This window comes from Providencia alcalifaciens (assembly GCF_020271745.1).
Classification (GTDB): Bacteria; Pseudomonadota; Gammaproteobacteria; order Enterobacterales; family Enterobacteriaceae; genus Providencia; species Providencia alcalifaciens_B.
Window position 1 is genome coordinate 724,862 of record NZ_CP084296.1, and the last position, 24,488, is coordinate 749,349.

Annotated in this window: 19 protein-coding genes; 6 read left to right on the forward strand and 13 right to left on the reverse strand. The window is 43.1% G+C overall.

The genetic code is table 11. The features are described 5' to 3' along the window. The first annotated feature begins 268 nt into the window (after positions 1–268). From LDO51_RS03255 to LDO51_RS03265, 3 genes are read left to right on the forward strand one after another with little or no spacing between them, the layout of a single operon-like run. Complete coding sequence (locus LDO51_RS03255; protein ID WP_225576327.1) at positions 269–1,303, forward strand: threonine aldolase family protein; 1,035 nt, start codon at positions 269–271, stop codon at positions 1,301–1,303. Further along, on the forward strand, positions 1,293–2,459 hold the full coding sequence (locus LDO51_RS03260) for an MFS transporter (protein WP_225576328.1): 1,167 nt from the start codon (positions 1,293–1,295) through the stop codon (positions 2,457–2,459). Before LDO51_RS03255 ends, LDO51_RS03260 begins: the two co-directional genes overlap by 11 nt. Beyond that, positions 2,431–3,639, forward strand: coding sequence for an ATP-grasp domain-containing protein (locus tag LDO51_RS03265; protein ID WP_225576329.1), 1,209 nt, complete (start codon positions 2,431–2,433; stop codon positions 3,637–3,639). The genes LDO51_RS03260 and LDO51_RS03265 overlap by 29 nt, the downstream gene beginning before the upstream one ends. 68 nt (positions 3,640–3,707) lie before the next feature. Here LDO51_RS03265 and LDO51_RS03270 read toward each other — a convergent pair whose 3' ends face one another. Then, entirely contained in the window at positions 3,708–5,288 is a 1,581-nt protein-coding gene (locus LDO51_RS03270; RefSeq protein ID WP_225576330.1) for a methyl-accepting chemotaxis protein, read from the reverse strand. Between the two features lie 449 nt (positions 5,289–5,737). On the opposite strand from LDO51_RS03270, the gene LDO51_RS03275 reads away from it, so the two are divergent. Continuing rightward, a complete protein-coding gene (locus LDO51_RS03275) occupies positions 5,738–6,175 on the forward strand; it encodes a DUF411 domain-containing protein (protein ID WP_225576331.1) in 438 nt (145 codons plus the stop codon). Positions 6,176–6,269: 94 nt separating this feature from the next. Here the strand turns inward: LDO51_RS03275 and LDO51_RS03280 are convergent, their stop codons facing one another. The 3 genes from LDO51_RS03280 to LDO51_RS03290 form a co-directional block, all read right to left on the reverse strand. Next, positions 6,270–7,517: an aromatic amino acid transporter gene (locus LDO51_RS03280; RefSeq protein ID WP_225576332.1), complete on the reverse strand. Its 1,248-nt coding sequence runs from the start codon at positions 7,515–7,517 to the stop codon at positions 6,270–6,272. A gap of 63 nt (positions 7,518–7,580) precedes the next feature. Further along, complete coding sequence (locus LDO51_RS03285) at positions 7,581–8,984, reverse strand: tryptophanase (protein ID WP_036956054.1); 1,404 nt, start codon at positions 8,982–8,984, stop codon at positions 7,581–7,583. Positions 8,985–9,521: 537 nt separating this feature from the next. Further along, a complete protein-coding gene (locus tag LDO51_RS03290) occupies positions 9,522–9,878 on the reverse strand; it encodes a YcgJ family protein (RefSeq protein ID WP_225576333.1) in 357 nt (118 codons plus the stop codon). Positions 9,879–10,136: 258 nt separating this feature from the next. Here LDO51_RS03290 and LDO51_RS03295 point away from each other — a divergent pair, with 258 nt between their 5' ends. Next, complete coding sequence (locus LDO51_RS03295) at positions 10,137–11,429, forward strand: MFS transporter (protein ID WP_225576334.1); 1,293 nt, start codon at positions 10,137–10,139, stop codon at positions 11,427–11,429. A 66-nt stretch (positions 11,430–11,495) separates the two neighbouring features. Here LDO51_RS03295 and LDO51_RS03300 read toward each other — a convergent pair whose 3' ends face one another. Continuing rightward, entirely contained in the window at positions 11,496–12,626 is a 1,131-nt protein-coding gene (locus LDO51_RS03300) for a hypothetical protein (RefSeq protein WP_225576335.1), read from the reverse strand. Next, the gene (locus LDO51_RS03305) at positions 12,626–13,798 is read right to left on the reverse strand and encodes a hypothetical protein (protein ID WP_225576336.1); all 1,173 of its coding nucleotides are present in this window, start codon (positions 13,796–13,798) and stop codon (positions 12,626–12,628) included. The genes LDO51_RS03300 and LDO51_RS03305 overlap by 1 nt, the downstream gene beginning before the upstream one ends. Before the next feature lie 362 nt (positions 13,799–14,160). Between LDO51_RS03305 and LDO51_RS03310 the strand changes: the two genes are divergently transcribed. Further along, entirely contained in the window at positions 14,161–14,874 is a 714-nt protein-coding gene (locus LDO51_RS03310) for a UTRA domain-containing protein (RefSeq protein WP_225576337.1), read from the forward strand. 164 nt (positions 14,875–15,038) lie between these two features. Here the strand turns inward: LDO51_RS03310 and LDO51_RS03315 are convergent, their stop codons facing one another. The 7 genes from LDO51_RS03315 to hutU all read right to left on the reverse strand — a co-directional run bounded on the left by LDO51_RS03315 (position 15,039) and on the right by hutU (position 24,374). Then, complete coding sequence (locus tag LDO51_RS03315; RefSeq protein WP_225576338.1) at positions 15,039–16,721, reverse strand: electron transfer flavoprotein-ubiquinone oxidoreductase; 1,683 nt, start codon at positions 16,719–16,721, stop codon at positions 15,039–15,041. 11 nt (positions 16,722–16,732) lie between these two features. Then, entirely contained in the window at positions 16,733–17,683 is a 951-nt protein-coding gene (locus LDO51_RS03320) for an electron transfer flavoprotein subunit alpha/FixB family protein (RefSeq protein ID WP_225576339.1), read from the reverse strand. Between the two features lie 14 nt (positions 17,684–17,697). Beyond that, on the reverse strand, positions 17,698–18,453 hold the full coding sequence (locus LDO51_RS03325; protein WP_225576340.1) for an electron transfer flavoprotein subunit beta/FixA family protein: 756 nt from the start codon (positions 18,451–18,453) through the stop codon (positions 17,698–17,700). A gap of 137 nt (positions 18,454–18,590) precedes the next feature. Continuing rightward, positions 18,591–20,030, reverse strand: coding sequence for a purine-cytosine permease family protein (locus LDO51_RS03330; RefSeq protein WP_225576341.1), 1,440 nt, complete (start codon positions 20,028–20,030; stop codon positions 18,591–18,593). Between the two features lie 283 nt (positions 20,031–20,313). Further along, positions 20,314–21,450 (reverse strand): acyl-CoA dehydrogenase family protein, encoded by a 1,137-nt coding sequence (locus tag LDO51_RS03335; RefSeq protein WP_225576342.1) that lies wholly within the window; start codon positions 21,448–21,450, stop codon positions 20,314–20,316. Continuing rightward, positions 21,447–22,649, reverse strand: coding sequence for a CaiB/BaiF CoA transferase family protein (locus LDO51_RS03340; protein WP_225576343.1), 1,203 nt, complete (start codon positions 22,647–22,649; stop codon positions 21,447–21,449). The genes LDO51_RS03335 and LDO51_RS03340 overlap by 4 nt, the downstream gene beginning before the upstream one ends. Before the next feature lie 57 nt (positions 22,650–22,706). After that, positions 22,707–24,374: a urocanate hydratase gene (gene hutU, locus LDO51_RS03345; RefSeq protein ID WP_225576344.1), complete on the reverse strand. Its 1,668-nt coding sequence runs from the start codon at positions 24,372–24,374 to the stop codon at positions 22,707–22,709. Positions 24,375–24,488 lie beyond the last annotated feature (114 nt).

Here is a 24,488-nt window from a genome sequence, read left to right on the forward strand (position 1 = left end):
GTTTTTAGAAGCCCTTTCTGATTTTAGAAAGGGCTTTTTTTGTCCCTCACAATCTGAACATGTCTCCTCACCTTTCAATAATCACCCCCCTTTCTAATACGCAAATCATATATTTTATAAATAAATTCATCTTGTTTTAATCCTAGCCTTTATTCATGAGCATTATCACAATTAATAAAATTCTCATTTTTATACCTTGCCATTTTCTATCTAGATTTATAAATTCAACAGCCTTCTGCTCTCATCAATGAAAAATAAAAGGACTTAAATGGTAACGATTGATTTAAGAAGCGATACGCTAACACGGATAAAAAAAGAGGATTTGAATAATATCAATTTTAATTATATTAGCGATGATTGTTATAATGAAGATATTTACGTCAAAAAATTAGAATCCTATATCTCAGAATTATTTAATAAAGAAGATGCTCTGTTTATGCCATCAGGCACAATGAGCAATCAGATTGGTTTAAAAGTTTTATCTACTCTAGGTGATGAAGTCATTACTGAAGTCGGATACCATATTTGCTTTTTTGAATCATCCCAAACCTCAGCATTAAACGGTTTAATTATTAATAATGTTAAAACACAAAGCGGTATTTTAACTGAACAAGATGTTATTCAAGCCATTAATCATAAAGCTCGTTGGTCAAATTTATACTCTACCCCCAAAATCATTGCGATAGAAAGTAGTATCAGTACCTATGGTGGAATCGTATTCCCATTAGCAGAAATCAAGAGACTCAAGCGGCTATGTATTGAAAAAAACATGTCTCTATTTTTAGATGGTGCCCGAGTATTAAATAGCTGCATCTCCCTTAATATTCCTCCTCAGGAATATGTCAAAGATATCGATCTTCTCAACATCTGCCTGTCAAAAGGCATTGGAGCGCCGTTTGGTTCGGTGTTAGTAGGAAGTCAGCATCATATAGAAAACGCTAAACGATACCGAAAATGGTATGGCGGAGCGCTACATCAATCAGGATTGCTGGCAGCGATTGCCTTAAATAAGCTAGAACATTATGGATCTCAATTACGCACTGATCACCAAAATGCAGTTTATCTCGCGTCTATTCTTTCACGCTATTTTCAACTCGCTTATCCAGTCGAAACTAATATCGTTATGATAAAAGTGCCAGATGCCGAGCGCGTTGTTCAAAAATTAAAAAGCCATGGGGTATTAGCCACCGCTTGGACAGCTGATATTGTACGTTTTGTTACTAGCAGCAATATTTCAGAAAAAATGCTCAACCAACTTGAGTCCTTATTAAAAAAAATAGAAAACATTCAATATGATAAATAAAATCATGACCACCCGATTTTTATCGGGTATCTCTTTTTACAGTTTCCTACCTTTTTTTTCTCTTTATCTTATTCATTATAAAAATATCAATGAAAGTGAAACTGCAATTATTATTTTTATTTTCCTTTTTATTAGCCGTGCTTTCTCCCTCTTCACTCACTTTATTATTAATTTTCTTAATTATAAAAAAACACTACTTTTGAGTTATCTAATTTCCTCAGCATCTATTATTTCACTCTACGTCATTTCAAATTTTTACGCGATTCTATTATTTGCTGCATTGATTGGTGCAGGATTTTCCATTGCAAATGTCAGTACCAGTTTATTTATTGCTGAAAATAATAATCACTCAGAAAGAGTGAGACATTTTTCAGTCTTAAATGTCATTGTGAATATTTCGTCGGCAGTCGGTGGCGCCGCAGGCGAATGGTTTTATCATGATTTTTATTCCGGAGTGATCTTTCTTCCTGCCGCTATTATGTGCATTGCTGCCCTATACTCATTAACTTTAACGAATACAAAACATACTCAACCAATACAAAGCCAACAAACAAAAGCCTCTGCCAGTTTTTTAGAATGGGGTATTTTTCTCTGTTATAGTGCCATCCCCTTTTTTATGCTAGGGCTTGTATTTCGCAATTTGGCTTACTTATTTGAGCTCAATTATCAAGATGCTAGAGATTATGTTACGGTTTCTTATCTATTCGCTTTGAATGCCTTTATGATCATCTTTTTGCAAATCAAAGTAACCCAATTCATTGATAAACAGAAAAAATCCTATCAATCTATTATCTACAAATTCAGCCTTCTTCTGATTGCGAGCCTGCTTTTGTTTTTAAACTTCAGCGCATTAATCCCACTCTATTTGCTGATCATCCTATTTACCTTTAGCGAATTAATTTGGAGTCCCTATAACAACAGTTTAGCGATTGAAAAATGTCCATTTATCCATAAAAAACTCTCGTTATCTATTTGTATATTCTTTTGGGGATTAGCTGAGTCCCTTGGCGCTTATATTGGCATTATTGCTAACCACACTCAAATGCACACCTATATCCCTATTAGCCTGCTTTTATTCCTCATTGCCCTATTCACCGCTGAATACTTTATCCATTTAAGGAGCACCGATGAAAACTATCCTATTTCTCGAATGTAATATCTCAGGTACTGGCGTCAGCGCCATCAAATTGGCAAAAGAGAGAGGTTATCACACGGTTTTATTCACCAAAGAACGCCATTACTATGCTCAACTGGCTGATAACCCAATGCTCTATGTTAATGAGGTTGTGGAACTTAATACTGACTCCATGGCAGCAATTTTAAGCCATGCCCTGGACTATAACCTGTACGGTATCGTCGCTTTCGATGACTATCGGTTAATTAATGCTGCCGCAGCATCCCACGCCTTCGGTTTACCTTCTCCAAGTTTAATTGCCCTAACGGCTTGTCGCTACAAGCATCTGACTCGGCAGTATTTACACCAACATAATGCCAATTGTCGCTACAAAGTTGGCAATATCCATGAGAAATTTGACCTGAACAATATGCAGTTCCCTATCGTGATAAAGCCCTGTGATGATAGTGGCAGCAGCCAAGTCACCATCTGCTATTCTGAGGAAGAAGCGCAGGCTGCCGTTCATGCACTATCTGAATTTCGGGTTAACCGCCGAGGATATCAGCTCTCTCCTCATTATCTTGTTGAAGAGTTCATTGAAGGGAATGAATACAGCGCAGAAGCTTACTGGGACTCTAAAGGTAACGAATGGAACATACTCGGTATCACCAAAAAATACACCACATCAGGACAATATGCCGTGGAGGTCGGCCATGATTTTCCCGATGAATCTCTTGATATCGAAAACATCACGAAAACGATCATTGAGTGGCTCACTCAAATTGGCTTATCCCACACCGTTGCCCACGTTGAATTTAAGCTTCGTCACAATGACATAAAACTCATTGAAATTAACCCGCGCGTTGCTGGCGGAATGATTGATACCCTTTGTTATCAATCAACAGGATTTGATTTAGTTGAATGTTACCTGTCTTTGCATGTCAAAGACATGGTGTACACCCCGATACTCCGCGCCAATAAACAGTATGCGTCGATTCGCTTTTTAACCTCAGAGCAACCGGGAACAATTACCGGGATTCACGTTAATGCCCAGTTAAGTGCCCCTCTGCTATTTAATTTTGTTCCCACTCCGATAGATGTTACAACCTTGAAAGATAGCTATAGCCGACTGGGTTACGTGATAACAACTGCCTTTGAGCAGCAATTAGCGGGGAAGAAAGCCGAGAATTGGCTTAACCATGTAAAACTTCTCTATAAATAAAAAACCCAGTACAAACGCAAGTTCATACTGAGTTTTGGTTTCTCAAACCTATTCAATGGTTGCCGATATTAGACAGCCGTCGCTTCGGTAAAATTACGCCCATCATTTGTTAACTGAAATTTACTGACTGATTCCTGCAATTCTTCAGTTTGATGTTCTAATGAGCTTGCTGCTGTTGCCACTTGTTCAACTAAAGACGCATTTTGCTGTGTCACACTGTCCATTTGAGTGATGGCAACACCCACCTGTGCGATACCTTTACTTTGCTCCTCCGAAGCTGTCGTGATCTGTTTCATAATCGCCGTCACCTCATTGATCCCTTGCAAAATATTACTCATTGTCGAGCCCATTTCATGAACCAAATGCGTGCCTTTTTCCACACACGAACTCGATTCCGCAATCAGCTTTTCAATTTCCATTGCCGCATCGGCACTGTGACTAGCAAGCTTACGAACTTCGGCGGCAACCACCATAAATCCACGTCCATGAACCCCCGCTCGCGCCGCTTCAATGGAGGCATTCAATGCCAAAATATTGGTCTGGAAACTGATGTCATTCATCATGCTGATGATGTCAGAGATTTTTTTAGCACTCTGGGAGATCTCATCCATCGTGCTCACCACGGACTCAACAATCACATCCCCTTGATTAGCCACCACAAAGGCCTCAGCGGCTAATTGGTTGGCTTGATGGGTATTTTCCACATTCAACTGCACTGCGGCTGTGATTTGTTCCATGCTCGCTGCGGTTTCTTCCAAAGCTGCGGCTTGCTCTTCCGTTCGTGAGGAAAGGTCACTATTACCGTTAGATATTTCTGTCGCACCGCGATAAATACTTTCGCTACCATTACGGATAGTCAGCACCGCATCACGTAAACTGTTCTGCATCTCATCTAGTAGAGGAAAAAGTTTACCTACACAGTTACGACCAAATAGTTCGATTGGCTGGCTTAAATCCCCTTTCGCAATCTTATCGAAGTATTGGCGGATCAGCTCCAGTGGTCGTTGCATCATCTTAGCAAGGTAGCGGTCAGTGAAGATCAAAATCAGCAAACCAAAAATGCTCGCGATGATAATCACGACTCGCGTCATATTCATATGCTCATCAACCGCTTCCCGCGTGTGTTCAATCATCGCATCCGCAGTTTGGTTAAACTGAGTGATAGCCGCACCGAATGTACGGCTCAAGGCTGGGGTCACATTATGGGCATGTGCCAAGTAAGCCGCTTTATCATCCCCCATGGAAATGGCTAATTGTGGTTTCACACCGTCATCTAGCAACGCTTGCCAACTATTAATCACTTGATCGGAAATGGCTTTATCCATCGGACCTGGGGAAATTGACTTCATCTCCTCAAGATAACGCTCCATATTCACAAGCGCGTCTTTGACCAAGGTGTAATCCCCTTCTTTACCCTCATTTTTGGTTTCCATCACGCGGGTTAAGCGAGTGACAAAACGAAAATATTGGTCATTACCCTGACTCAGTACCGTCATCTGTTTCACCAGTTGTCGGTCAACATGGATACCGTCAGAAATACGCGATAAGGACCAGCCGCTATACAGGCTTATGCCCCCAAGGTTTAGACATAAAATGCCAAGTAGTACGAGCATCACAGCACGTATTGAATAATTTCGAAGTTTCTGCATGGAATTTCTCTTTTGATAAAATAAAATGATCTTTGTTTAATTTATCGGCGGTAAAAGAGAAAAATTTAATTATTTTCAATTGCTTTGTGACTTTTAGACATCAAAAAAAGATCAAAATAATCCGATTGAAAATTGGCTTAATGATTGATTTTAGAGAGATAATGCCTGTTTTTCACCCAAGAGCGTTCTATTTTCATACAATCATCCTATCTTTCAGTTTGTGACTAACCTCCCAAAGTATTGCTCTATTTCTATCAGCAAGCTCCATCATCAGGTTCTGTAAATATAAGCAAAAATCTGTTTTATCTCTTGAGCTTCCCCCTACGGGAAGCTTTATGGTTCAGAGGTTCCATAAGAACCCGAATAAGATAAATACAAACCTGCTCAAATTTCGCACCCTTATTTTTTTTATTTACATAACAATGCTTTATTTTTGGAGTAATACTGATATGAAAAAATTGTTATTCACTGCGCTATTGGCAGCGTCATTTTCTTCTGTTGCAGCAAGCCAAGTTGTTGACCTGTATAAAGAAGAAAGTTGCGGTTGCTGCCATCTTTGGGGCGAAGCAGTAAAAGCAGCAGGTTATGACGTAAAAATTCACGATGTCACCTATCAAGAGATTGATAAAATCAATCAAGAAGCCAATTTACCTAACTCATTACGCAGCTGCCACACCGCCAAAATTAATGGCAAACTGGTTGTTGGGCACGTTCCTCTCGATAGCTTAGCGAAAATCAATACACTACCTGATGACGTTGCGGGCATTGCTGTTGGAGGCATGCCTTCAGGCAGTTTAGGAATGGAACAGCCTAGTGGATTTAGTCAGCCTTATTCTGTGATCAGTTTTAAAAAAGATGGCAGTCAATCCATACTTAAGCGTTATTAATCCCATTTATTCATAAAGTCCATAAGCCATAAAAAAGGTACAGCAAACCCTCGCTGTACCTTTGGCAGTGATTACTACATCTTAATTTGAAAAATTAACGGTATATCGGTAATACATTAAACTGCGCTAACAACTGACAAATAATACCAACAACACCAAAGGCTATAACTGCATAGATTAGCCCTTTGCCTCCCCATACTTTAAACGTCGAGTTAGGGAAACGCTCTCTCACTTTTAATGCCATGACTGCCGGACAAATAATTGCCCAGATACACGCCGCCATCCCCGCATAAGCAATTGCAATTAAGAAACCATTAGGGAATAACATGCATAAAACTAGAGGAGGTATAAAACATAAAAGTGCCGCTTTCATTCTGCCTGAAGAATTATCATTAAAGTTTAGTGATGCCAGAATGTAGTCGAATAAACCAATCGCAACCCCTAAGAATGAACAAAATACAGCACTAATCGAGAACCATAATAAGAATGTCGCAATATGTGGACTACTTAATACCGCATACAGTGACTCAATAAACGCATCGAGATTTCCGCCTTTATTAATTATGGTAAGGAATTCTGTTCGAGGTAAATTTCCCATGGTGCCTAATATCCAAAGGAAATAAAGTATTAAAGCCAGTACACACCCAATAATACAACTTTTAACCACTTTACGTTCATTTTCATGATATAGCTTATACAAACTACAGACGTTACCATGATAACCAAATGAAGTGATGGCATAAGGAATAATAATAAAGACAAATGGCAGTAAAGATAACTGACTACCCCCCACTGGAGATGTTAATAATAAGTCAGTTTTTACAATTAAGAATAACCCTGAAAAAGCAAGAATAAATAAAACAATTTTAATAAATAAAAATAATGACGTTAATCGACTTGCAGCAATACCACTCCACCAAATACTTGCACCTAACAGTAAAGTGAAGATAACAAATATCACTCTTAAATTAACATCAAATCCATATATTGCGGACGCTTCTTTGATAACGGATCCGGCCGCAGAAATATAGGCATATATCAATATATATAAAACAAATATTAATGCAGCATTGGCAATATAGCAGGCCCATTTTGGTAATAATTCTTTAGAAATATAAAAGTAGTTAGTGCCAGCTCCATATTTAGATATACATTCTAAAATATAGATCCCTGAGTGAAACATAAAGAAACAAACAATCAGTAATATTACAATCGAGTTAATAAACCAAGCTCCAGCCATAATTGTCGGCAAGCTAAACATACCCGCCCCGATCATGGCTCCGCCTAGCACAAAACCCCCTACCATTATGGAGGGTTCTTTCTTGGCTGCCGAATTGTTCATGTTGGTCACCTTAAAATAAGGGATAAGGTTCCCGCATTGCACGGGAACCCGCAGAACTACCTATTATTTGATGGGTTTCAATCTTGCAGTGAAGTGTCTTAATACTGGTGGCTCATATTCGAAATCTAAACCTTTCAGAGTTGCGAATTTATCTTTCAAGCCAATCAGAGCATCTGCAATGTAATCCATATGGTCGTTGGTATAAACACGTCGAGCGATAGTCAAACGCATGAATTCCATATCAGCATGTTTTTGTTTACCCGTTTCAGGATCACGACCTAATAGGAATGAACCAATTTCAACAGCACGAACACCCGACTCTAAATACAGCGCGTTAATCACAGCTTGCGCAGGGAATTGGTCACCTGGGATCTGTGGAACCAGTTTTTTACAGTCCACGAATACAGCGTGTCCGCCAGTAGGATACTGAATTGGAATACCGCCTTCACGTAAACGGTCACCCAGATATTTCACCTGACCGATACGATAATGCAGGTAATCTTCCCCAGCCCCTTCTTCTAAGCCTTGTACCATTGCTGCCATATCACGACCCGCTAAACCACCGTAGGTCACGAAGCCTTCCATTGGTACGCAGCGCTGTCTTGCCAATGTAAAGATTTTCTCGTCATTCTTAATACAGACCAGACCACCAATGTTTAACAGTGGGTCTTTTTTCGCTGACATAGTGAGCGCATCAGCGTATTTGTACATATCCAGAATAATTTCTTTAATTGTGGAATTTTTATATTTTGGATCACGCTCTTTGATGAAATACGCGTTTTCACAGAAACGTGCAGAGTCCATTACCACAAAGATATTATGCTGTTTTGCGATTTCATAAACTTCTTTCAAGTTATCCATCGCAACTGGCTGACCACCCGCACTGTTACAAGTGATGGTAGAAACAATCGCTACCACGTTTTCAGCACCATGTTTTGCAATATTATCTTTTAATTTTTGAATATCGAAATTGCCTTTCCAATCATCATAAGTTTCTGAGTCATAGGCTTTTTCTGTAACAATGTTAATCGCTTTACAGCCATTTAATTCAACGTGGGCAGCGGTAGTATCAAAGTGGAAGTTAGAAATAAATACTGGCTTTTTCGCGCCGCCTTGTTCTTGTTTCACTTTCAGTAAAACAGGGAATAACATGTTCTCAGCACCACGACCTTGGTGAGCCGGGATCACATAGTCGTAGTCAAACATCTCTTTAACTTTATCTTTTAAATCATAATAGTTACGAGAACCCGCGTACGCTTCATCACCTGTGATCATCGCTGCCCATTGGTGGTCGCTCATTGCGTTAGTACCGGAGTCAGTTAACAGGTCAATATAAACAGCACTACTCGGTAGTAAGAATGGGTTATAACCCGCCTCTTTTAATGCCGCTTCGCGTTCTTCTCTTGATGGAATACGGATATTTTCTACCATTTTAATACGGAATGGTTCTACGATTCTTTTAGCCATGATAATACCTTTAATTTTTCATTAAATAATAAAAACAGAAATTCGAACTTATAAAAATAAGCGAATAGATCTTGAGAGAGAGAAAAAAGAAAGGTTATTTTTGCGGAAAGAAAAAGGCTAAAGAAATATCAATATTGAACCATTTCTTCAAATAGAAGAAGCGCCTCGACATTAACAACTTACTTAAAAGAAACATACTATGACTCCCATTAGCAAGGAATTAGTACAACCTTGAGTATGGTATATAACAATTTTTAGATAAATATAATAGCAATTGTCTATTATTTGTACCTGCATCACAAAAAGCATTAAATCCTAGCCTACACTATGATTAGAGTCACAATATTATTTATCTAAATAGCCATTAAATAAACGTTAATAAATTGAGAGCACTTTAAAATTAAATAACAAATAGTAATTTTAAACTTAATTTTTTAACGTTAAAAAGTCATTTAAATTTGACTTTATTTTAATTAAGTAAAGCCTTATACAACGGCTTTACTTTTAGGGAGAATTTTAACAATCTAAATATAACTATTATTTTCCAAACAGTTTTTGAGTGTACTCTTTGGATACTGCGCTTCGTTTACCATCCGCCTCAAAGTAGCGGTCCATATGGCATTTTTGCTCGTTAATATCGCAAAAAATTCCATTGGTAAACGTCATTGCCGTTTTATCAAAATCGCCATCTTGCTCAATCGCTTTCGCGCGTTTATCACCTAAATATTTTTTCGTTAATGCAACGGAAACGCCCTCTTTGGCACTAACGCACACATATTTATCACATAACACATTTTTTTCTGGAGATTTTAACGGTGAAGTCGATTTTGCTGATGACAACATCGGTAATGCCGCAATAGTAATCCCAACAAGACACAGTGCTTTTAAGTTCATACAATACCTTTTTATTACGTAACAATTTAATGGCAATTTCACATTAGAGTTTTATTTTGTGGATAAATTCCCAGCCGTCATCACTATTTTATGTTTACTGCCAATGTTATCCAATTAATGCATAATTTTAACTTTTTGCTAACAATTTCAATTGTTATTTATTGCAGAAAAGATGAGTGTATAAGCGGCAATTTAAATAATAAAAATACCTGCAACTCTGCATTCAACCTAACTAAGCACCCCATAAGAGAGTGATGTATGACAACAGAGACTGTCGCGATTAAATCTTTTGGCGCCACAAAAACCACCTCGAAAGTGTTATTTATCTGCTGGATGAGCATTCTATTTGAAGGCTATGATGTTGGCGTGATGGGCGCTGTTCTTCCCACCCTCGCAGAATATAAACAATGGAACCTTACCCCGTTAGAACTTGGCGCCCTCAGCAGCTATGCTTTAGTCGGCATGTTCTTTGGGGCATTTATTATCGGTACGCTGAGTGAACTCTACGGTCGCCGTCGTATGCTTTTAGCCTGCGTCACGCTCTTTTCATTAACGATGCTTGCCGCCGCCCTTGCCCCAACACCTTGGATGTTTGGGTTGATGCGTTTTATTGGTGGAATTGGACTCGGGGGGGTTATTCCCGTAGCAGCAGCGTTAACCATCGAGTATTCCCCTGCTGAAAAACGTTCTTTTAACTACGGCATTATGTATTCCGGTTACTCACTGGGGATCCTCAGCGCCGCACTGGTCGCCATGTGGTTGCTAGAACAATTTGGATGGCGCAGTGTGATTGGCTTTGGCGCATTACCACTTTTGTTAATTTGGCCAATGGCACGCATCTTACCTGAATCTCTTGAATTTCTGACTCACAAAGGGCGCCACACCGAAGCGCAATCTCTAGCACAGAAATTAGACCTTGAATATCAAGCACCTCCAGCACAGCAAAAACAGCAACCTCAACGTTTAAAAGAGATAGTCTCCGTGGTTTTTGCGTGGACACATTTACGCGCAACCGCATGTTTCTGGATAGCCCTATTCTGCGGCATGTTGCTGGTGTATGGCTTAAATACGTGGCTACCGTCGATTATGCGCAAAGAAGGCTATAACTTAGGTTCCAGCCTAACCTTCCTTGTGGTATTTAGCTTAGCATCCGCATTAGGGGGCTTATTCTTAGGAAAAATCGCGGATAAACGCGGCGTCCGTGGCTCGGTTGCCTTTTTCTTCTTGCTCGGCGCGGTTGGCATTGGCTGTATGGTTTTCAAGCAAAATATCTATATTAACTATTTACTTGTGGCATTTGCTGGGGTTGGCAGTATTTCCGCAGCGCTGATTTTGACAGGCTATATCGCTAATTACTACCCATCAAAAGCCCGCGCTTCAGCGACCGGCTGGGCATTAAGTTTCTCACGAATTGGTGCGATGACAGGCCCTATGTTTGGCGCGTATATCGCCAGTTTGGGGATAGCGACCAGTTGGAACTTTATCGCCTTTTCGGTGGTGGCGGTGATAGCGGCAATAGCGGTGATTTTACTACCACGAAAACGCCCATAACTAGCTGGAGAGTTAGCAAATAGGGGCATATCGCCCCTATTCAATGTTGAAACTAATACGTTGAAATTAATACGCGAGACGGTAATGCACCTTCTCACCTGCGGTTAACGCTGGTGAATCACTGTAATGACTTGATAACTCAATGAATCCACGTAATTCAGGAATGTATAATTTTTGATACCACTCTAACTCTGAACGGCGGTGCAATTGATTGCTAGTAAAATCGAGGATCAAACATTTCTGTCCGCTTCTTGCTGATTCCATCACCAGCAAGCCATCATCCCAGATAACCATATCTTGCAGATGGTTATAGCCCGCTTCCTTAATCAGCTTAAATTTTCCACCTTGATACTGATAAAGGGAAAATAATCGGCGAGAAGGCTCCTGAGCTGCCAGATAAATATCCCCTTTCTGATTCTGAACCGCCTCATTAATACGAATAGGCAACCATCGGTGGCTCACCACGTTTTTCTCGGCGATATTCACCACCACTTCAAGAGACCCCATTTCGTTACCGTAGCTGTACCACACAATCACATTGCCATCATGAACTGCATAAGAAAATGTTGAATTATCCGCGATTTCTTCAGGATAAAAACGCTTTACAAGTTCACGCGGATCCATCAAATATTGCCACGTAAGCCCTTTATCCACACTCGTGAAGATCTTTTGGTTGTCGATCAGGACATAAGGCTCCCCCTGACCACTTTGGTATATTTTCCCGGTAATTGCCGCATAAATGTATTCACCATCCCCCTCTTTCCAAGGTGTCAGCGGTGTAATCGAATTATCGGCTAAATTCACAGTGCGGTACCCATCACGCACCATTAAAAGGCACTGAGACTCTTCACACACCGCATTATAAAAACTGTCGCTAAATTGCGTGATAAAACGCACGCCATCTTTATTGGCAAATAACACCTGATAACTATCTTCCTGTGCAAGCGAAAACAAATCTGACCGATTGTAATAGTAGGATGAGCGGCCATTTTTCTGCGTAATAATCAGCGTGCCGTCTTTCGCAGGGTACGTTTTGGCATAATCATAATCCGCAATATAAGCATTGCTCTCTTGGCTGCTCTCTTTCCACTGCCATGACGTATCATTTCCACCAAATACCAGCATCAGTGTTGATCCTAAACACACCAAGAAAACCGCACCTGTCACCAGAAAACGCCAACTTAGAAACGGATTCATTAGCGTATCTCCATGACATAAGCATCTTTACCTTGTTGGCGTCGTAATGCGCTCAAGACAGCTTGGGTTTGGTAATAGCCATTACCTCGTTTCGAAAACCGATAATACGCCGCCATACCAAAGGCAATTAAGAAACAGATACCCAGAGTTATCGAGCTGGCAAAACCAATAAATATCAGGTCGTTATCGAGCAAATACAACCAATCCCAATAATCCCAGTGATTTCCCCTGTCGACAATATCGCTAATTGCTGTCGCGCCAAAAATCGCCAAGAATAACGCCAAAATAATGCCTGTGATCCCCCATAATGCCAGATACAGCCCACGTTCTTGCGCCATGCCTCGAGCAGACAGTGTGTAAGCTAAATTATCTTGGTGGTTATACAGGCCAAATACGACGCTCTCGGGAAACCCATGTTCAACTTTGGAGTGATAGACTTCGACCTCATCCCCTTGAGCGAGAAAAAAGCTGTGGTTATTAAAGAAAGGTTTTGAGCCATCTAATTTGAGGTTCAAATGGCTTTTATTCACTTGAAGCTCTACTTCATTGCGGGTATATGTTCCCCCGCGATAATAATATTCAATCGTCTTGATACTCTTAATATTCACTTTGCCTTTTGTCACCTGTAATGAGGTTTCAGGGATAGGCTTTTGCTTTCGAGAATCTATTTTGAGCAGTTTGGGTTTCGGGTTTTTAATTCCCTCAATCTGAATCAGATTTTCGCCAGAAATTATCTGAAACTTGCCCGCTATGACTAAATCTAATGCGCGTAAGATGGTTTTTCGTTTTCGGCTAAAAATAGTGAAGGTTTGTGAAATACACATAGACAGCAGAACGGCACCCACAAAAGCCGCCATGCCTAATAATGCCCCTAAAACAATTAACCATGTGTTCTCTTCATCATTAAACACGCAAAAAAATGCGGGGATAAAGAGTGCAGCAAGTCCAAGTGATAGCAGATACTGTTTTACTAACCCTTTGTCAAATTTAAGGTTTCTATCAGGTTCCAAACGACCATATTCTGGGTGATACACCCAATTGAGCCAATAGCTCCCATCATTCAGCTGTTCAGCAGAAATAATCAACGTGTCGTCTTTATTCAACCGTTTCAAAAATATTTGGCTGTTTTCAAAATCTTCAGCGTTGAAAAAAAACACCTTATCCGAGGTCATTAGCCTCACCATGCCCTCAGGTGAAACCTGTTTATAATCGCACTGAATTAGCTTAACGTGAAAATATTGAACACCCATCAATGATGCCTATTTGTTATAGTTAATTTAACATTATGATAATAAATAAAGGTATATTGCCCTAGTTAAACTTACCCTATAATAGAACAATTCAGATAATTACAGGCTCAAGGGCATAATCAGTTAAACGCTGATAAATGCCTGTTTTACTCTTAAAATGCAACCAGGCTATAGTAAAGGAAATAATTACTGCTAGACTGGCGCAGATGAGTTATTTTGAATAAATTACATCCCAAGAAACAGTTATTTTATTCCTACCATTAACAACAATTTGAATAAACGCGATGACATCAAAACCGGCCTACAAGCAAATTCAATCTTACATTCTACGGAGTATTGATTTAGGGATTTTCAAACCCGAAACTCAGATCCCCACTGAACTTGAGTTATGTGCCCAGTTTAATGTTAGCCGTATGACGGTAAATAAAGCGATTTCTGAACTCAGTCAGAAAGGCATCTTAAATCGAATTGCAGGGAAAGGGACTTTTGTTGCCACTCAGAAGCATGAGCTTCCAGTCACCAAAGCCTTTGATATTTTTGATGAAATTTCAGTTAATGGGAATAAATATGCTGGCCACCAGTTACAGCTAAAAATTATCCCTGCCACCGCAGAAATTGCCCTACAACTTGGCGTGACGGAAGGCAGCAATATTGGCTACTGCAAAATGCTACATTTTGAAAATGACATTCCACTGATGCTAGAAGAACGCTATGTAAATCACGGGATTGCCCCTGAATTTGTTCGGCAACATTTTGGCAATAATGAAACGCCAAGTGGCTATTTACAACGCCATTTCCCTGTCAGTGAAATGGAGCACACCATTGAAGCAATTTTAGCCAGTAAACCTATTGCTCAAGCCTTATCCATCAAAGAACATGCGCCTTGCTTACAGCTAAGCCGCCGCACATGGACGGGCAGTACGTTGATCAGCTACGTCAATATGATCAGCGCAGGCTCACGCTATAAATTGAAATTACATTCCCGCATTGAAAGTTAATCTTCAGCGATAAGAAGTCATAAAATAACCATAAAAAATGGGGCTCTCTGGCCCCAAAACGACTGATAAACAACTAAAAATACCGTTCGATAATCTCCACATCACAGAAATCACGTCAGGTATCAACACATCAACATCACAACAAACTGTATCGTCACAATAAACTACATGCCTTGATAAATAGGTCCTTCTCCCCCTTGCGGTGCTGTCCACGTAATATTTTGCAGAGGGTCTTTAATATCACACGCTTTGCAATGCAGGCAGTTCTGCGCATTTATTTGCAGTTTTTCCTGCATCTGATCACCCACTATTTCGTACACACCCGCTGGGCAATATCGTGTTTCCGGTGACGCATAAGTGGATAAATTCACGCGAATAGGAATTTCATTATCTTTTAAACGCAAGTGACAAGGCTGCTCTTCCGCATGGTTTGTATTAGATAAAAACACCGACGAGGGTTTATCAAATGACAGCTTGCCATCCGGTTTTGGATAGTGGATCGGCTGAAATTCACTAGCAGGTCTAAGCCCTTGATGATCATCCAGTTTGAGCTTCAGCGTCCAAGGGCTACGCCCCTTTAATAGCCATTGCTCTGCCCCGAACATCAATGACCCCATAACTAACCCTTTTTTCATATACGGCTTGAAATTACGGGTCTGGTAAAGCTCGTTATACAACCAGCTTTGTTCGAACTTTTGCTGAAATTGGCGGGTAAATTCCGCGTAATCGACACCATCCTCGGCGAACGAATCAAATAAAGCCTCGGCTGCTAACATGCCGCTTTTCACCGCGCAGTGGCTGCCTTTAATGCGTGCTGCATTCAAAAAGCCCGCATCATCTCCAATTAATGCACCGCCGGGGAAACTTAATTCTGGCAATGCGGGTAGCCCTCCAGCCACCATGGTACGCGCCCCATAACTCACTCGTTCCCCCCCTTGCAAAAAAGCACTGAAGGTAGGATGAGTTTTCAAACGCTGAAATTCATCGAACGGGGATAAATAGGGGTTTTCATAATTTAGCCCTACCACCAGCCCTACTGCCACCAAGTTTTCCCCATAGTGGTAAGCGAATCCGCCCCCATAGGTTTGGTTATCCAACGGCCAGCCGATTGAATGCACCACCAGCCCTGGTTGATGCTGCTCTTTGGGAATTTGCCAAATTTCTTTGAGACCCAACCCATAAGTCTGTTTACCACGATTTTCCGCTAAATCGAAATGGGCAATTAACTGTTTACCTAACTGCCCTCGGCATCCTTCCGCGAAAAAAGTCATTTTGGCTAATAGGTTCATACCCGCTTGATACATGGCAGTCGGGTTGCCTTGTTTGTCTAGCCCCATATCGCCAGTAGTGACGCCAATAACTTGCCCTGCCCCATCAAAAAGGATTTCGGTAGCCGCAAACCCTGGGAAAATATCTACGCCGAGTTGTTCCGCTTCCGCTGCAAGTGCTGTGCTGACTTGTCCAAGGCTACCAATCACATTACCGTGATTTTTCAGGCAAGCGGGTAACAAAGATAATGGCAATTTGCTGGCTTTGTTCTCTTTGAGCCATAAAAAACGATCTTCACTGACGGCGGTGAGTGAGGCAGAAACAGTTTGCTGCCAGTCAGGTAGTAACTCATTCAGTCCACGGGGATCGATGACTGCACCCGATAAAATATGCGCCCCGACTTCGGCGCCCTTATCAATTAAGCAGACACTGAGCTCCCGACCAGTTTGCAGCGAAAGCTGTTTAATGCGAATTGCCGCCGATAATCCTGCAGGCCCACCACCGACAATCAGGACATCAAACTCCATAGATTCTCGCGCTGGAGACTCCGTAATATTCACGCTATTGTCGATAGTCATTTTGCTCTCTCCTACGCCAGCGCTTTATCGAATTCAGGTAAGATCTCAAACAGATCCCCCACAATGCCGTAGTCTGCCACTTGGAAAATTGGCGCTTCCGGATCGCTGTTAATCGCCACGATCACTTTGCTCTCTTTCATGCCAGCGATATGTTGAATGGCGCCAGAGATCCCAACTGCAATATACAGATCTGGCGCGACGATCTTGCCCGTTTGTCCTACTTGATAATCATTTGGCACATACCCCGCATCCACTGCCGCACGGGATGCCCCCACCGCAGCCCCTAATTTGTCGGCGATGGTTTCCAGTAAAGCAAAATTCTCACCAGAACTTAAACCACGTCCCCCTGAAATCACCACTTTGGCAGAGCTTAATTCCGCACGGCTCATCTGGGTTAATGACTGGCTAGTCAGTTCCGAAAGTTGAGTTAACTGCGCAACTGATACAGGTTCGATTCCTGCAGGGGACTGGGTAACAACGGCCCCTGAAAATGCAGAGCTGCGTACAGTGATCACCACTTGATTTCCATTGTTTTGTACCGTTGCCAGCGCATTTCCGGCATAAATTGGGCGGACAAACGTTTGTGCATCCACCACTTGGGTAATATCGGAAATCTGAGAAACACCCAGTGTGGCAGCAACGCGAGGGGCAATATTTTTACCAAATGTGGTCGCGGGAAAAATAATGTGGCTATAGCCTTGCGCCACGGCAACCACAGCGCTTGTCATGGATTCCGCCAGCGCATTTTTGAGCGGCTCGGCATCGACTGTGATCACCTTTTCGACGCCGAGAATGGATGCCGCGGATTGTGCCACCGCAGCCACTTGGCTTCCCGCCACCAGCACATGCAGGCTTCCGCCCTGTGCAATGATTTCGCGTGCAGCCGTTATGCTGTTATAGGTTGAAGATTTAATGGTTTGGTTATCGTGCTCAACAACAACTAAAACGGATAATTGGCTCATGTTCAGGCTCCCTGTTAAATCACTTCTTTGGCTTGCAGTTCAGTCACTAACGTGGCGGCATCATTCAACATGGTGCACTGTCCAGAACGCTTTTTCGGTTCAGTCACGCTTACAGTTTTTACTTGCCCTAACGGACTAAAATTCAGTGTAGTAATATCAATGATGTCTAATGGTTTCTTCTTTGCCTTCATAATGTTAGGCAATGTGGCATAGCGAGGTTCATTTAAACGCAAGTCCGTGGTCACAATCGCAGGTAGCCCCATGGATAAGGTTTCTAAGCCGCCATCGATTTCGCGAGTAACTTGCAGCTTTTCGCCCTCAACCTTAATTTGCGAGGCAAATGTGGCTTGCGCACAACCCAGTAGCGCCGAAAGCATTTGCCCTGTTTGGTTGCAATCATCATCAATGGCTTGCTTGCCGAGTAAAATTAAATCCGGTTGCTCCTGACTCACCACTTGCTGCAAAAGACGGGCAATATCGAGTGGCTCTAGCGCCATCTCGGCGGGTTTTTGAATCAAAACAGCTCGGTCAGCCCCAATCGCCATCGCACTGCGCAATGTATCTTGTGCCGTGGCTTCGCCGATGGAGACCGCCACCACTTCGGTGGCTTTTCCTGCTTCTTTTAAACGTACCGCCTCTTCTACCGCAATCTCATCAAACGGGTTCATCGCCATTTTGACATTGGCAAGCTCCACCCCTGAGCCATCGGCTTTAACCCGCACTTTGACGTTATGGTCAATGACCCGTTTTACTGCGACTAAAATTTTCATAACCACTCCTATCGCGCACTTTATTACCGCTATTTTGAGTTGAGAGAGCCCATAGCAGTGAATGAGTTCACTGCTAGGACGCCATCACTGACTATTTTTATCGTTAGAAAATTAAGATGTTATCTAAGAAATAAACCTTATTTGGTTTCTGGCAATATCAGGCTTGGCGCCACTGACATTGGCCAAATTTTTACGGCGACATAATAGATAATACTGGTGGCAACTAAACCGACGATCCACGAAATATCCACGCCGCCTAGACTATCAACCAACGGACCTGTATAGAAACCAGTGGCAATAAATGGCATTTGGATCAATACGCCGACCACATAGGTGATGATCCCTACTTTGTTCCAGCGACCATAACGACCATTCGGGTTAGATAATTGCGGGACATCGTAGCGGCCTTTCGTCACCCAGTAGTAATCCACTAAGTTAATCGCACTCCATGGCGTAAAGAACGCTAATAAGAACAGCAAGAAAGCCGAGAACAGTTTTAAGAATGAGTGCTGCCCAGCAAGGCCTAAAATCGTCGAAAAGCTCACCATGAGGATAATAAATAACAGACGCTGACTACGGGAAATCTGGTGCTTACCACGGAAACCACACCAGATTGCCGCCATCGACATAAAGCTGCCGTAAGCATTCAGAGCCGTAATCGTCACTTTGCCAAAGAAAATACTGATATACAGCAGTGCTGCAATTAAGCCCGTGCTGCCTAAGCCAACAATGTAGGAAACTTCATGCCCCGCAAATTGATTACCTGCAAGCGCTGCTGCAAATACCCCCAGAATCATCGAGGCTTGAGTCCCGATCACCGTGCCTGAACCCACCGCTAAAAACGCTTTAATGGTTGGGGTTTTGGTCGGCAAATAGCGGGAGTAATCCGCGACATAAGGGCCAAAAGCAATCTGCCAAGAAGCCGATAGCGACATAGCTAATAGGAAATTTGTCCAATCAAAATGACGATTTGCCAATAACACAGATACATCATTCATATAGAACAGGCGGAAGAATAGATAGAAGAATGCGATAACGCCGACGACACTCGCTACTTTACCGAGAATGTGGATGATGCGGTAACCGCAGATAGTGATACCAATGATAACAATCCCAAAAATCACGATCCCCATCCAATCACTGACGTTCAGTAATTGCCCCACTGCCTGCCCCGCCAATACGGTTCCACTGGCAGAAAACCCGACGTACATCATACAGACCAATAAAATCGGAATGACGGCACCATAAACCCCAAACTGAACACGGCTGGAGATCATTTGAGGTAGACCCAGCTTCGGGCCTTGCACAGCATGAAGTGCCATCACTGCGCCCCCCAGTAATTGACCGATAAACAAGCCAATCAACGACCAAAATACATCGCCCCCCAGTACAACAGCTAGTGCGCCCGTAACGATCGCGGTGATTTGTAAGTTAGCCCCAAACCACAGTGTGAATTGGCTCGACAAAGTACCGTGTCGTTCAGATTCAGGAATATAGTCAATGGAACGTGCTTCGATAAGCGGAACATTATCTTGGCGAGACTGCTTTTGCCCTATGATATCGTTAGAAACTGTCATGGTAATTCCTCTTTAAGCAAGGCTGGCTTAAAGAATGGACCAATTAGTCGTCAGCAATGAATTCTCTATGTTATGAGCACAGATATTTGACGTGATACAGGTATATTATTGTTTTATCTACCCATCATTAATAATTGAAATACATTCTTAAACCTGATTGTTGTTGTGTTTTTAAGTCCATGATCCTGTTGTCAGGGTAGTGCTCCTGTTATTGCTTAGAAACTAACTATCTGGAAAAACCCCGATAAGTCCTGTCTTACCTATCGGGTCGAACACATCAAAATTAAGCGTCGAGAACGGCGCGCGAAATAATGATTTTTTGAATTTCTGACGTCCCTTCAAAGATACGCAAAATACGGGCATCTCGTACATAGCGTTCTAGGGGTAGATCGCGAATATAACCATACCCCCCATGTAGTTGCAGCGCTGCATCCGTCACAAAACCGGCGCACTCCGCTGCAAACAATTTTGCAGTTGCTGATTGCAAACTAAAACGCTGTCCAGAGTCGCGCAGCTCAGCTGCATTCCATGTCAGCATACGCGCCGCCTCCAGTTGCGTGTGCATATCGGCAAGTTTCCATTGCGTCCCTTGATAGGCCGCCAGCGGCTTCTTACCAATTTGACGCTCTTTCACCCAGCCTAATGTGCTTTCCATGGCTGCACGGGCGATCCCCAATGAGGTTGCGGCCACTTCCACACGACCTTTATCCAACACTTCCATCGCCGTATGGAAACCTTTGCCCTCTTCTCCCAGTAATGCCGATTCAGGTAACCAGCAGTTGAGTGCTAATTCATAGATGGTACTACCACGCAGCCCCATGGTTTTTTCTGGTTGAGAAAACGCGACGCCTTCCGTTCCTTTAGGGATCATAAACGCGCTAATGCCACGAGATCCGGCTTCAACATCCGTTTTGGCATACAGCACAATAAAATCCGCTTCTTTGGCATTAGTAATATAGTGTTTGTTACCACGAATACGCCAACCACCATTTTCACGGGTTGCTGTCGTGCGCATATCCGCGGGGTTTGAACCTGCGGCTGGCTCTGTTAATCCAAACGCACCCAGTAATTCACCGCTTGCTGCTTTAGGTAACCAATAATTTTTTTGCTCTTCCGTCCCGCCAATCAGGATAGAATCTGTCGCTAAGAAATGAGCAGTCAATGCGGATGATGTTGAGGCGCAAGCCGCTGCCACCGCTTCAACAATCATGCTCATGGCAATACTGCCAATGCCAAAACCACCGTATTGCTCCGGTAAGTTAATTCCCCAACAGCCCATTTCACCCAGCGCGGTTAAGCTCTCCGCACAGAAAATTTCTTCTTCGTCATAGCGTTGAGCGTTCGTTTGCAGAATATCGCGACACACTTTTTCAACGGCATCTACAATAGCGTATTCGGTTTCATTAATATCAAAACTCATTGCATCGTCTCCGCGCTTTTTATTGTTGTGGTTGTAGTCGTAGCTGTGGCTATCGATTTATACCGTTCATTGCCTTCCCCAAGAGCGGGGGCTCTTTGGGTCACTTTCGGTTTCACGCCATTGAAGAAAACAGGCTGAGAAATCAAAGGGGTACCACCATCATTTAAGTGGGTTAATACCTGACGAACTTCGGCATGCTCGCTTTGCGTCGCTTGCTGTAAATTGTGGATAGGCGAGGCTGGAACCCCCGCATTAAGCAGTAAGTCACACACTTCCTCGACACGCTTGGTTCCTGTCCAGCTTTCAATCTCTTGGCGTAGCGCGGCTTGGTTGATAGTTCGAACTGGGTCGCTCAAGTAACGTGCATCTTGGGATAGCTCGGGTTTCCCCATACATTCACAGAAACGTTGAAACAGTTTTTCACTGGCAATCGCAATCACCACCAAACCATCTTTTGCTTGGTAGGTATCAAATGGTGTTGAAACAGGGTGACGATTCCCCACTAAACTTGGCGCCTTACCATTGGCAAATAAGTTGGATAATCCCGTAAGCTGCATACTGAGCAGCACATCCACCATGGCAACATCAATATATTGCGCACCTTCACCGTGACGTTCGCGAGCAAACAGCGCGCTGCTAATCGCCCATGAGGCAAAAACCCCCGCACAGACATCACCGATGGATTCACCACTGCGCGTAGGGCCTGACTCAGGGGAACCTGTCACGCTCATCAACCCAGACATGGCTTGCGCCACAATGTCATAGGCTGGGTAGCTCGCAAGGGGGCTATTTTGTCCAAACCCTGAAATGCTGGCGTAGATAATATTGGGATTAAGCTGTTTAACACTGTCGAAATCGATCCCAAGACGCTTCGTGACGCCAGGGCGGAAGTTTTCCACCACCACATCACTCTCTTTGATCAATTGAAATAAAATCTGACGATCGCCATCGTCTTTAAGATCTAACTCAATGCTGCGTTTTCCGCGATTGATCAGTCCGTAATAAACACTTTCACCGTCAATAAAAGGACCAAGATGACGGCTATCATCACCATGATCAGGCACTTCGATTTTGATCACTTCTGCGCCCAAGTCTGCCATCATGCCAGTGCAGTAAGGCCCTGCTAGCACACGGCTTAAATCAATCACTTTGATCCCAGCCAGCGGTCCGTGTGGTCTTTGAGTCATTGCCGCATTCATCGTGAATTCCTTATGTGAGGCTAAAAGGTGCCGACTCCATAGAGCCGGCATTCGACATTACTTGACCATTGGCAAGTTAAGGCCTTGTTGCTTAGCACAGTTAATGGCGATGTCATAACCGGCGTCCGCATGGCGCATTACCCCAGTTGCAGGGTCGTTGTGCAGCACACGAGCAAGACGTTTGTCTGCCGCGTCGGTGCCATCACACACAATCACCACGCCAGCGTGTTGCGAAAAGCCCATTCCGACACCACCACCGTGATGCAAGCTCACCCACGTTGCCCCACCTGCGGTGTTCAGCAACGCATTGAGTAATGGCCAATCAGAGACGGCATCAGAACCATCTTTCATAGATTCGGTTTCACGGTGCGGGCTAGCAACGGAACCAGAATCAAGATGATCACGCCCAATCACGATAGGGCCTTTTAGCTCGCCGCTTTTCACCATTTCGTTAAAGGCGCGTCCCAATCTTTCACGGTCTTTCAGCCCCACCCAACAAATACGCGCGGGCAAACCTTGGAATGCAATACGCTCACGCGCCATATCCAGCCAATTGTGTAAATGTTTATCATCTGGGAGCAGTTCTTTAACTTTTTGGTCGGTTTTGTAGATATCTTCAGGGTCACCCGACAGCGCTACCCAACGGAATGGACCAATCCCCTCACAGAACAGTGGGCGAATATACGCCGGAACAAATCCTGGGAAATCAAAGGCATTATTCACACCTTCATCTTTGGCCATTTGGCGAATGTTGTTGCCGTAGTCAAACGCTGCTGAGCCACGTTTTTGCATTTGCAGCATGGCATCCACCTGCACTGCCATACTTTTCTTCGCGGCTTTGGTCACTTCGGCTGGCGCGCTTTGTTGCTTGTCACGCCACTGGGCTAATGTCCAACCTTGTGGCAGATAACCGTGTACTGGGTCATGGGCACTGGTTTGGTCGGTGACTGAATCTGGCGTGATATTGCGTTTGACTAACTCGCTATACACGTCAGCCGCATTACCCAATAAGCCCACGGAGACTGGCTTACCGCTCTCTTTGGCTTCTTCGATATAGCCCAACGCTTCATCGAGCGAAGTGGCTTTTTTATCCACATAACGGGTTCTTAAACGGAAATCGATACGGCTTTCATCGCACTCAACCGCAATCATGCTAAAGCCAGCCATGGTGGCCGCTAAAGGCTGCGCCCCTCCCATACCGCCTAAGCCGCCCGTCAGAATCCAACGTCCTGCTGGGTTGCCGTTAAAATGCTGTTTTGCCAATGAAACGAAGGTTTCATAGGTACCTTGCACAATCCCTTGTGAACCGATGTAAATCCATGAGCCAGCTGTCATTTGCCCGTACATCATCAGACCTTTGCGATCTAATTCGTTGAAATGATCCCAATTCGCCCAATGAGGAACAATGTTTGAGTTAGCAATTAAAACGCGAGGCGCATCTACGTGAGTTGGGAAAACGCCGACCGGTTTACCTGATTGCACCAGCAATGTTTGGTCGTCTTCGAGGGTTTTTAAGACCTCTAAAATTTTGTCATAGCATTCCCAGTCACGGGCTGCACGCCCAATTCCACCGTACACCACCAAGCTTTGCGGATGCTCAGCGACATCTGGGTCTAAGTTATTTTGGATCATGCGGTAGACGGCTTCAGTCAGCCAGCTTTTGCAGCTCTTTTCGCTACCGTGCGGGGCACGGATCACGCGCGTTGAATCTGTACGGTTTAACATTCTTTTATCCCCTATCCATCCAATTGGTTTAACTCAAAATTAACAATTTTGGTTATTTATCATTGTTGAGATTGTGGCTGATAGATCATTTCAATACCGTAAAAAATTTTAATT